Origin of the sequence: Methylobacterium sp. J-048 (assembly GCF_022829515.1) — a bacterium.
GTDB lineage: Bacteria > Pseudomonadota > Alphaproteobacteria > Rhizobiales > Beijerinckiaceae > Methylobacterium.
Map to the genome: position 1 here is coordinate 1 of NZ_JAKSYL010000219.1, position 9,672 is coordinate 9,672.

Annotated in this window: 11 protein-coding genes; 6 read left to right on the top strand and 5 right to left on the bottom strand. The window is 69.6% G+C overall.

What is annotated here, in order from left to right; all coding sequences use genetic code 11:
* From groEL to MKL09_RS21375, 4 genes are all read left to right on the top strand, one after another.
* A partial coding sequence (gene groEL / locus MKL09_RS21360; protein WP_244023475.1) for a chaperonin GroEL occupies positions 1-829 on the top strand: 829 nt, incomplete at its 5' end.
* Positions 830-980: 151 nt separating this feature from the next.
* On the top strand, positions 981-1,340 hold the full coding sequence (locus MKL09_RS21365) for a hypothetical protein (RefSeq protein WP_244023477.1): 360 nt from the start codon (positions 981-983) through the stop codon (positions 1,338-1,340).
* Positions 1,341-1,387: 47 nt separating this feature from the next.
* Positions 1,388-1,624, top strand: coding sequence for a hypothetical protein (locus tag MKL09_RS21370; RefSeq protein ID WP_244023479.1), 237 nt, complete (start codon positions 1,388-1,390; stop codon positions 1,622-1,624).
* Positions 1,625-1,706: 82 nt separating this feature from the next.
* On the top strand, positions 1,707-2,075 hold the full coding sequence (locus tag MKL09_RS21375) for a hypothetical protein (RefSeq protein WP_244023480.1): 369 nt from the start codon (positions 1,707-1,709) through the stop codon (positions 2,073-2,075).
* 153 nt (positions 2,076-2,228) lie between these two features.
* Here the strand turns inward: MKL09_RS21375 and MKL09_RS21380 are convergent, their stop codons facing one another.
* The 3 genes from MKL09_RS21380 to MKL09_RS21390 form a co-directional block, all read right to left on the bottom strand.
* Positions 2,229-2,777, bottom strand: a complete 549-nt coding sequence (locus MKL09_RS21380; RefSeq protein WP_244023482.1) for a hypothetical protein — start codon at positions 2,775-2,777, stop codon at positions 2,229-2,231.
* Between the two features lie 317 nt (positions 2,778-3,094).
* Positions 3,095-4,438 carry a TAXI family TRAP transporter solute-binding subunit gene (locus MKL09_RS21385; RefSeq protein ID WP_244023484.1) on the bottom strand — a complete coding sequence of 448 codons (1,344 nt, stop codon included), beginning with the start codon at positions 4,436-4,438 and terminating at the stop codon, positions 3,095-3,097.
* Positions 4,439-4,760: 322 nt separating this feature from the next.
* Positions 4,761-5,006: a hypothetical protein gene (locus MKL09_RS21390; RefSeq protein WP_244023486.1), complete on the bottom strand. Its 246-nt coding sequence runs from the start codon at positions 5,004-5,006 to the stop codon at positions 4,761-4,763.
* Between the two features lie 187 nt (positions 5,007-5,193).
* Between MKL09_RS21390 and MKL09_RS21395 the strand changes: the two genes are divergently transcribed.
* Together MKL09_RS21395 and MKL09_RS21400 are read left to right on the top strand one after the other, a co-directional pair.
* Positions 5,194-5,496, top strand: coding sequence for a hypothetical protein (locus tag MKL09_RS21395; protein ID WP_244023488.1), 303 nt, complete (start codon positions 5,194-5,196; stop codon positions 5,494-5,496).
* A 308-nt stretch (positions 5,497-5,804) separates the two neighbouring features.
* Positions 5,805-6,065, top strand: a complete 261-nt coding sequence (locus tag MKL09_RS21400) for a hypothetical protein (protein ID WP_244023490.1) — start codon at positions 5,805-5,807, stop codon at positions 6,063-6,065.
* A 22-nt stretch (positions 6,066-6,087) separates the two neighbouring features.
* Here MKL09_RS21400 and MKL09_RS21405 read toward each other — a convergent pair whose 3' ends face one another.
* Entirely contained in the window at positions 6,088-7,044 is a 957-nt protein-coding gene (locus MKL09_RS21405) for a helix-turn-helix domain-containing protein (protein ID WP_244023492.1), read from the bottom strand.
* 285 nt (positions 7,045-7,329) lie between these two features.
* A partial coding sequence (locus tag MKL09_RS21410) for an EAL domain-containing protein (protein ID WP_244023494.1) occupies positions 7,330-9,672 on the bottom strand: 2,343 nt, incomplete at its 5' end.

Below are 9,672 nucleotides of genomic sequence, written 5' to 3' on the forward strand. Positions count from 1 at the left end.
GGTCGCGGCCGTGAAGGCGCCGGGCTTCGGTGATCGCCGCAAGGCGATGCTGGAAGACATCGCGATCCTGACCAAGGGCCAGATGATCGCCGAGGATCTGGGCATCAAGCTCGAGAACGTGACCCTCGACATGCTCGGCCGGGCCAAGCGCGTCCGGATCGAGAAGGAGACCACCACGATCATCGACGGCATCGGCGAGAAGTCGGACATCGAGGGCCGGATCTCGCAGATCAAGGCGCAGATCGAGGAGACCACCTCGGACTACGACCGTGAGAAGCTCCAGGAGCGTCTGGCCAAGCTCGCGGGCGGCGTCGCGGTGATCCGCGTCGGCGGCTCGACCGAGGTCGAGGTCAAGGAGAAGAAGGACCGCGTCGACGACGCCCTCCACGCCACCCGCGCTGCCGTCGAGGAAGGCATCGTCCCGGGCGGCGGCACCGCGCTGCTGCGCGCCAAGGCGGCCGTTCAGGGCCTCTCGAACGACAACCCCGACGTCCAGGCCGGCATCAAGATCGTGCTGAAGGCTCTGGAAGCCCCGATCCGTCAGATCGCGTCCAACTCGGGCGTCGAGGGCTCGATCGTGGTCGGCAACATCCTGGCCAACGCCTCGCCGACCTACGGCTTCAACGCCCAGACCGAGGAGTATGTCGACATGCTCCAGGCCGGCATCGTCGATCCGTCCAAGGTCGTCCGGGCGGCGCTCCAGGGCGCGGCCTCCGTGGCCGGTCTCCTGGTGACCACCGAGGCGATGATCTCCGAGCTGCCGCGCAAGGAAGCCCCGGCCATGCCGGGCGGCGGCGGCATGGGTGGCATGGGCGGCATGGACTTCTAAAGCTCCCGAACGGACGACACGACGGTCCGGGCACGCCTTGCGCTGCGTCCGGACCGTTACCCCCAACCGGGCAGGCGCTCACGGCGCCTGCCCGCGACCGCACCATCCGGCCCCATGCGGGTTGACCCCTCGAACCGGTCGGGAGGTTTTGATGCGCCTGCGCCTAGATCCGGATGTGAGCCGGCCCCCGATCCGCAGCGCGAGCGCCGGATTGCTGGCCGTGGTGACGATCCTCGCGGCCCCCGCCCCGGCCCGGGCTTGGGGTGTTCCCGGATGCACCAACCTGCCCGAATACAATCGCGCGCTCGGCGCCCTTCAGGGCATGACCAGCGCCTGCGACATGAGCGTCGAGGAGGCCCGCCGGGTCATCGCTGCGCACGACGGCGTGCCCGCGGTCCAGCAGCCGCCCGCGCCGCCGCCCCGGGTCCAAGCCCGGCGTCACCCGGCCCGGTCCCACCACAGGGCGCCCCATCATCGGCGCGGGGATGGGCGCTCGGTCGCGAACCCATGACGGCTGGCCCGGTGGGCCGCCGACGCGCGGTTGATGGAGGTCCCTCCGTGCGGCTCGATCTCGGCCACAAGGGCGATTGGATCGTCGATCCCCGCGAACTGGCCTCGCGCCTGGGCGTCAGCATGGCCGTGCTCAAGCGCCAGGAGCGCCTCGGTCAAGTCGAGGCCTGGATCAAGGCGGGATCCCAGGCCGATCAAACATGCGTGACGGTCCGCCTGCACGGCAAGGGCTGGCGGGGAACCTTCGATGGCAGCGGCGCGCTCATCTCGGAAGAGCGCTGGTGACCCCGGAGCATCCTGAACAAAGCCGCGGCGTTCGGGCAATGCATGGTACAGACCTGAAGTGCTTCCACCGTCGAGGACCGAGATGAACGCCTTCAGATGGCTTATGGCCAAGATTATCGGCATCCTGTTCTCGCAGACGATCGACCACAAGAACCGCAAAGCTGCCGCCGACAAGGAAGGCGGGACCTACGAGGCCGGCCCGGCTTATCAATCGGCCGGGTTCGAGAGCGATTACCACGCTGCGACAACCTTGCTGAAGCAGCGGATGAACAAGAGCTTTCCCGATAATTTCCACGCCCGCTTGGGCTCTCAGACCAACAGCATGTACGATTACGGCGAGGATCGCGCGGGCGCCGTCGACACGGCCTCGACCGCAATCGCGATGGCGCTGCGCAACGGCGCGACCGTCAGCCAGGCCGCGGAGGCGGGTGCGGCGAGCGTCGGCATCTGAGACGCCGAGCGACGGAGACACCGTCTCGCTGCCTCAGGTCTTCAAGATGCGAATATCGGCACAGCCGGAGATCACCATCTCCGGCTATCTGTCTTCAACTCCGTGCTGCGGCTTCTACCAATGAAGTCGCCTCGTTCGCAGCGCTGGATCAGTTCACCACAGATGGCGCGGCAGCCGCCGCTTCCAGCGCTCGCCGGCCTTGAGGGTGTCGGCCTGCCGCGAGAGGCGGATCGGACGCGCCGGCATCGCTGCCGGCTGAGCCGGGACCGTGGCGGCCGTTGCCGCAGCGGGCGCGCTCGTCACCGGTCGCGAAACGACTGGGACTGCGACGAAAGCCGGCTGTGCAGCCTCGGCGACGGGCTTCGGTGCGCGCTTGGTCGCCGCCTTGGCACGACGCACCCGCGGAAGGCGCCCGATCGAGGCGGCCTCGTCGGCTTCCGGCGCTTCGGGCTCGCTCGCAGTCGAGAACATCGGCACGAGGCTCGGCAGCACGCGCCGGGCCGGGGCCTCGGGCGGCGCCGGCTCTACAGCAGCGGCAGGCGCGAACACCGCCTCGGCCGGCTTATCGGCAGTCTCCGCGGGGATGTCCCACCAGAGGTCTTGCGTTTCGCGGGGTCGCGTCGTCGCGTCGACCAGCGCGACGCGGGAGGTACGGGTATGCTTGACTTCGACCGTGAACGGCCGCGCGCTCCGGCGCTTCATGTGTGCGGAATTCCTGAAAACAACGTGCCTAACGGCTCAACATGCGCCGGCAACGTCTGAACATCATACGGGAACGAGCCGTGCGTTGTCGAGCGCGGAGATCAACAATCCTGTTGGGTCACCATAGGCTTTTATGGCGACCTCAAGTGCCAACGTAACGCGGCATTGCTGAAGTCTTGGCTTTCTGAGCTTCGCGATCCGCGCGCCGACCCTGTACGGGCGGCCTCGTGTCGCGGCACAGCCCGCCTGCATGCGTTTGCCAAGCCTCGGTTTCCGCAGGCGGAATAGACCTGCCGGACGTATAGCCTGACTTGAGGTCAGGTCTTGGCCGAGAATGGCGCCCGGGTCGCAGGCGTCGCGGAAGACTGTTGCGCCGAAGACCGAGAACCCAAGGTCCGGCGGCGCTGTACCGCCTCGCGGACATGGGTGACGAGCAGGGCGACGAGGCGCATTTCCACGCTCTCCGTCCGGCCGTGCGCCTCGGCGCGGATCGCCTCGGCGGCGAGCGCATCGGCCTCGCGTTCCAGATCCTCGAGGCCGGCGGGATCGGTGCTCGACACGGCCAGCCAGATCTCCAGCAGGCGCATGACCCGAGTCGGCGGCTGGCGTGGCCGGACGCGCTTGAACAGGGCGATGCCCGCCGCGCTCAGCGAGGCCGCCGCGCTGATCATGAGCCCGATCCAGTAGGCCGCGTTCTGCGCCTGATCGCTCAGGCTCGGCTGGTTTCCGGTCAGGTAGGCCGCCGCACCCGGATGGATCGGCAAGGCCTGGACCTTGTCGTCGGTGTCAGGGGCTTCGATGCCGGCCAGATCGTCGTCGAGCGCGACGAGCCGCGGCTTGCCGGTCAGGACCTCGCGGGTGATTTCGCCGGCGAGCCAGTCCGGCATCGCGCCCCGGGCGACGAGCCGGTGGCTGACCGACAGGGTGGTGATATCGTCCCCCGGCGCCGGCAGGGAGCCGAGGAAGCTGCCTTTGGGCACGTCGATCGTGTCGAGCACCGGATGCTCCTTGGCGATCGCCGTCGCCTCGTCGATCTCGAACAGCTTCGCCGCCCCCGATCCTTTGCGCAGGGCGGTGAACAGCGGCAGCCACACGGGACCGCCGACCGGAGCCACCACGAACACCGAGCCGATTTGCCGGCTACGCGCGGCTTCGGTCAGCTGATCGACGGTCAGGACCTTCCGGTGCACGCTTGCCGGGGGGATGCCGAAATGGGTCAGGATCAGGTCGAGCAGGCGGGGATCGAGCTTGCGTCCGTCGAGCAGCCCGATCGTGCTGCCCTTGAGCTTCGCGATGCTGTCGACGGCGCTGCCCCCGGGCGCGACGAACACGATCGCGTCGCGGCGCAGGATCACGAGGGTCTGCCCGTCCTTGGGGGCGGCATCGCTGCGGATCAGGGCGAGCTGGGTCTCGCCCCTGTCGAGGGCCGCCGCGGTCCCGAGACGATCCGGCTCGTAGATCGTCCGGATTCGCACCCGCGGATGCTGGGTCTCGAAGAGCTGGGTCAAGGCCTGTGCGGCCTGCCGATCCTCCTCACTGGTCTTCGCCACCGCGATGTCGAGGGAGAGCAGACCGAGCAGCAGATGAACGAGCGCGGCGACGACAGCGGCTGCGGCGATGACGCCCAGCGCAATGACAGTCGTCTTCGAACGCCGGATCATCTGTGTCGCACGGATCTGCCAAGCCGAAACCATCAAGTCGAAACCATAACGTAAGGCGGTGGCGGAAGCTCCCCCTGACGGTTGAGGCCGCCCGCCGCTGCCCGGCGACGACATCGTGCGCAATCGGGGCGGATGGGCCGCGAACCGGAGGCAGGCTCGCGTGCTTCTCCAGGGGCCGAGGCGATCCTTCCGGGCCGAGGCAGGAGGAATCCCATTCGCAAGACCGGAGGCGGCGGCGGCGACAACGGCGGCGGCTGATCGATCGCGGTCTGGCGGGTGAGACGCGCGCCGCGGCCTCGGGACGCCCGGTCCGCCCCCGGCTCTAGCCGCCACCCCCACCGCCGCCCGTCCCGGGGCCGCCGAGATTGCCGTCCTTGTTCGGGGTGTTCCAGTGAATGATGCCGTCGTTCGGGGCGCGAAGCGTCGTGGTCGGCGGTCGCGGATCGCCGAAGCGCTGCGCTGCGATCGCTGCGCGGCGATGGGATCTGTCGACCCGAACGCGCTGCGCGACCGCAGGGGTGCTGCCGAAGACCGCGAGCGCGAGCCATTGCACCAACGGGTTTTTCATGACCACCCCGCGCTGTCCGGAGCGCGCCTCCCCGCAAGATCGCCGCCGTGCCGGGGGTGTCGCGCGGGAGCGGGGCGCATCCGCAGGAGGGCCGTTGCAGGTCACTTCGTCAGGAACGGTCCGAGAGCCCATCGGGTTGCCACCAAGCCGGGGACGCGCATCAGCCGCTTCGGCGAGGAGAGAATTCGTGTTCAAGATACCGACGCTGACGGGTGGCCTGTTCGCAGCCAGCCTGTTTCTCGCGCCCCTCCCGGCCTCCGCGGCCCAGATCGGCCTCGGGGCCGTCATCGAGGCCGCCCCGGCCGTGGAGCAGGTCCAGTACGGCTATGGCGGTCCCCGCTTCGGACCCGGCTTCGGCGGCCGACGCCATGGTTATGGCGGCCCGCGCTTCCGGGGACGGGGCTACGGCTACGGCCGCGGTTACGGTCGTGGCTATGGCCGGCCGCACGGCTTTGGCGGCCCGCGCGGCTATGGGCGTGGCGGCTTCTGACCGCTTCCGATCCGAAGCCTGATCCTCATGAGCCCGCCCGGCTCCAGGCCGCGGCGGGCTTCTTCGTGCGCGAGCGGTCCCGGCCCGGGACGATCGATCCCGAGGCACCCGCACGGCCTGCTAACCCTGGCCGGTCATCCTGCATCCCGAGCTGCGTTGCGTATCGGCTCGACCGCTGGTGAGATCGGACGCTCCCCCGCCCCGTGACCGGATCGGGGTGGGGCCGAGCGGCCGATCCGCCAGGCGTACACGCCATCGTCATGTCCGTGGTCTTGAAACGGCCGAATCTCCGCTGCCAGGATTCACGCATGCGCCTGACCTTCGCCGCTCTCCTCGTCTGCTCCGCCACGGCTGCCTGCGCCGGGGAGCCGCACCTGGACGGTCCGGTCACGGGCGGCAGCTTCGGCATGAGCGGCTCGGATTATTACGGCGACATCCGCAGCCGGATGCCGTTCACGCAGGAGGCCTCGCCCCGGCCGCTCGGCATCGGCGATGTCGAGCGCGCGCGGGCAGTGCGGAAGCGCGCGGAGGCGCGATACCCGGCGCGGCGGCGCACGCCCCACGGCTGAGCCGGCCGGGATCGATCGCTTATCATGTCCCGAGGTGCGGTGCGCTCCGGTACTCGCTCGGGGTCATGCCGTACTGCGCCTTGAAGCGGCGGGCGAAATGGGCCTGGCTGGCGAAGCCGCAGCCATAGGCCAGGGTGCCGATCGGGAGATGTCGGACGCCCGGGTCGGTCAGGCGCTTGGCGGCGGCCTCGAGCCGGCGCTGCCAGATCCAGTCCGAGATGTGCTGGCCATGCGCGTGGAACAGCTCCTGCAGCCGGCGCAACGACACGCCGACCGCGGCGGCGAGCCGGGGCGGGTCGAGGCTGGAGTCGCCGAGATGAGCCTCGACGAACGCCTTCGCCCGCTGGACCACGACGGTGCCGTGGAGCGGCTGCGGGACCTCCCGGGCGAGGCGCTCGGCGATGCTGGCCACGATCAGGTCCGTGCCGGCCGACGCCATGCGGACGGCCGCATCGGGTGAGAGCTGATGCTGCACCCGGATCAATTCGTGGAAGAAGGTCGAGACAAGGGTCGCCGAGGCGAGGTCCGAGCCCACAGTCAGGGCCGTGTAGCGCCGGGTGGACCCGAGCACGTTCTCCAGACGCTCGCGCGGCAATTGAATCGATAGGCACGCGCTGCCCGTTTTCGTCGTCATCACGACCGGCCGCTGGTCGATCACCACGAAGTCGCCCGGCCGCTGCACCGAACTCCGACCATCTTGGTCGTTCGTCGCCGCGCCGGCGAGCTGCAAGGTCACCACGACCTTGCCCGCGTGGGCCGAGTTCCGGAGCATCTCGCCCGTCGCCTCGCTCCGCAAGGCGGTCTGCGAGACGCGGTGCATCGCGACGGAGCCGATCCGGGTCGCTTCCATCTTGCAAGAGAATGGACCGTCGTCGAGGCGCCGCTGTTGGAGATTGGCGCCCAGATCGGACAGCGTTTCCCGCCAGCGTTTGAAGCTATCGCGGGGATGCACCCCGTCAGTCGAAAACAATGTCTGCATGAATTATGCTTAAGTACTCACGTGGTGCCGTACTGGAGAATTTTTCCTATCGCGCACAACCGGAATTTTCAAATGGATCAATATTAAACCTAGGATTGAGGATATGCGACAGCGACTGTCCCTGAACCCCCCAGGGCTCGCTGAGGTGGCGCTATCGATTAAAAATTGAAAATTGCCTCGGCTTGAACACGGGACGTTGAACCAAGACCGAGCCCGTTAGGTGCCGCCTGTGGCCTGCAGGCGACACGCGTATCAGGCCGCTCGTCCAGCAGGCGCCCCCACCAGTCAGGCCGTCGCCCGGGCCAGGCGAGCCGGGTACGGAGCGATCGCCTCCGCGGATTCGGGCAGGCTGAGCATTCCAGCGTAGTCGCCGATCGGCCGGGGCTTGCCGAACAGGTAGCCCTGCATCTCCCCGCAGGCCTCGTCCGCCAGGAACCGCCGCTGGGCGGCCGTCTCCACGCCCTCGGCGACGACGCCCATGCGGAGGCTCCGGCCCAAGCTCAGCACGGCGCGCACGATCACGGCGGCCTGCGGATCGACGCCGAGCTGGGCCACGAACGAGCGGTCGATCTTCATCTTGTCGAACGGGAAGGCCTGCAGGGTCGCCAGCGACGCGTAGCCGGTGCCGAAATCGTCCATGCTGATCCGGACGCCGAACCCCTTCAAGCGCCGGAGGATGCTGATCGCCCGGGCCATGTCGTTGATGATGACGCTCTCGGTCACCTCCAATTCCAGCCGGTCCGGCGACAGGCCGGTCTGCGCCAGCACGGCCAGCACGGTCTCGGGCAGGTCCGGCTTCTGGAACTGCCGGGGCGACAGGTTCACCGCCACCTTCAGCGACGGCGCCCAGGTCGCGGCCTCGCGGCAGGCCTCGCGCAGGACCCAGTCGCCAAGCGCGATGATCAGCCCGGTCTCCTCGGCCAGGGGGACGAACACGCTGGGCGGGATCTGGCCGCGCACCGGATGGGTCCAGCGCACCAGGGCCTCGAAGCCGACCAGCACGCCGGAGGCGCCGTCCACCTGCGGCTGGTAGTGCAGGCTCAGGGCATCGTCGGCGAGCGCTCGGCGCAGGTCGCTCTCAAGCACCCGGCGCTCCTCCGCCTCCTCGTCCATGTCGGAGGCAAACACCCGGAAGGTGCCCCTTCCCTCGGCCTTCGCCCGGTAGAGGGCGAGGTCGGCGCGCCGGTACAGGCATTCCGCGCTCGCCCCATGCTCCGGGGCGAGGGCGATGCCGACGCTCAGGCCGACGGCGATCCGCTGTTCGCCGACCCAGAGCGGCGCCTCGAACAAGCCGATCAGGCCCTCGGCGATCTCGGTCGCCTCCTGGCGGTCGCCCGGGAGCAGGACGGCGAACTCGTCGCCGCCCAGGCGCGCCACGACGCCGTCGCCGACGGCCGCCCGCAGGCGGTCCGCCACGCTGCGGAGCAGGTCGTCGCCGGCCTGATGGCCGAGCGTGTCGTTCACGCCCTTGAAGCCGTCGAGATCGAGGTAGAGCACGGCCCCGGTGCCGCCGCGGAGCGCGATGTCGGCGAGCCGTGCGTCGAGATACTCGCGGAACAGGCCGCGGTTCGGCAGCCCGGTGAGGATGTCGTGCCGGGCGAGCCGCGCCACCTCGGCCTCCGCGGCCTTGCGCTGGGTGATGTCCGTAAACGTCCGCACGAAGCCGCCGCCCGGCAGCGGCACGGTCCGGATCTCCAGCACCAGGCCGTTCGGGCGGATGCGCTCGTGGACATGGGCCTGTTCCAGCCCGCCGCGCTCGATCCAGTCCCGGTACGACCGGTCGGTCCGGCTGCGCTCGCGGTGGTGCAGCTGATGGCGCAGGACCGCCTTGTAGCTGGGGCCGGCCAGCATCATCGCCCGCGGCAGGTCGAGGAGCACCAGGGCGCGCTCGTTGCACACCTGAACGAGGCCGCGTCCGTCCACCATGATCAGCCCCTGGTCCATGCTGTCCAGGGTCCTGTCGAGGAGCAGCGTCTTCTCGCCGAGGGCGACGCCCTGGCGGGCAAGCGCCGCGTTGATCGTGCGCAGATGATCCAGCATCAGGGCCAGGGCCGCGAAGGCCAGGATCACCGCCATCACCACGGCGATGCCGCCCGCCACCGCGCCGCGGGCGAGGCCGAGATCCGGATTCGCCAGCGTCGGGTCCGGGACCACCCGGGCCGCCGCCATGGCCAGGAAGTGCAGCCCCGCGATGGCGGCCGTCAGGACCGTGGCGGCCATCATCCTGGTCCGCGTGTCGGCGCCTCGGACATGGACCACCAGGGCGGCGCCGGAGAGGCCGCAGCCGATCGCCGCCGCCACGAGCGCCAGGCTGAGATCCCAGTCGAACCGACCGGGCAGGACCACGCCCGCGATGCCGAGGAAGTGCATGCAGGCGATGCCGCCGCCCAGGACCAGGCCGGCGACGGCTCCGGCCCAGGACGCGCCCTGATGCGCGGCGCGCAACAACGTGAATGCGACCAGGGCGCCCGCGATCGCCACGATCAGCGACAGCAGCGTCGTGGCCATCTCGTAGCCGACCACGACGCCGGGATCGTAGCCGAGCATGCCGATGAAGTGGGTGCTCCAGATGCCTGCGCCGGCCGAGAAGCTGGCGGCCAGCAGCCAGGCGGGGGCCGAGGCGCCGCC

Coding starts and splice junctions, on each gene's coding strand:
- MKL09_RS21365 (WP_244023477.1), top strand. CDS start 981: ATGCGCCTGCGCCTAGATCCGGATGTGAGCCGGCCCCCGATCCGCAGC.
- MKL09_RS21375 (WP_244023480.1), top strand. CDS start 1,707: ATGAACGCCTTCAGATGGCTTATGGCCAAGATTATCGGCATCCTGTTC.
- MKL09_RS21380 (WP_244023482.1), bottom strand. CDS start 2,777: ATGAAGCGCCGGAGCGCGCGGCCGTTCACGGTCGAAGTCAAGCATACC.
- MKL09_RS21385 (WP_244023484.1), bottom strand. CDS start 4,438: ATGATCCGGCGTTCGAAGACGACTGTCATTGCGCTGGGCGTCATCGCC.
- MKL09_RS21390 (WP_244023486.1), bottom strand. CDS start 5,006: ATGAAAAACCCGTTGGTGCAATGGCTCGCGCTCGCGGTCTTCGGCAGC.
- MKL09_RS21400 (WP_244023490.1), top strand. CDS start 5,805: ATGCGCCTGACCTTCGCCGCTCTCCTCGTCTGCTCCGCCACGGCTGCC.
- MKL09_RS21405 (WP_244023492.1), bottom strand. CDS start 7,044: ATGCAGACATTGTTTTCGACTGACGGGGTGCATCCCCGCGATAGCTTC.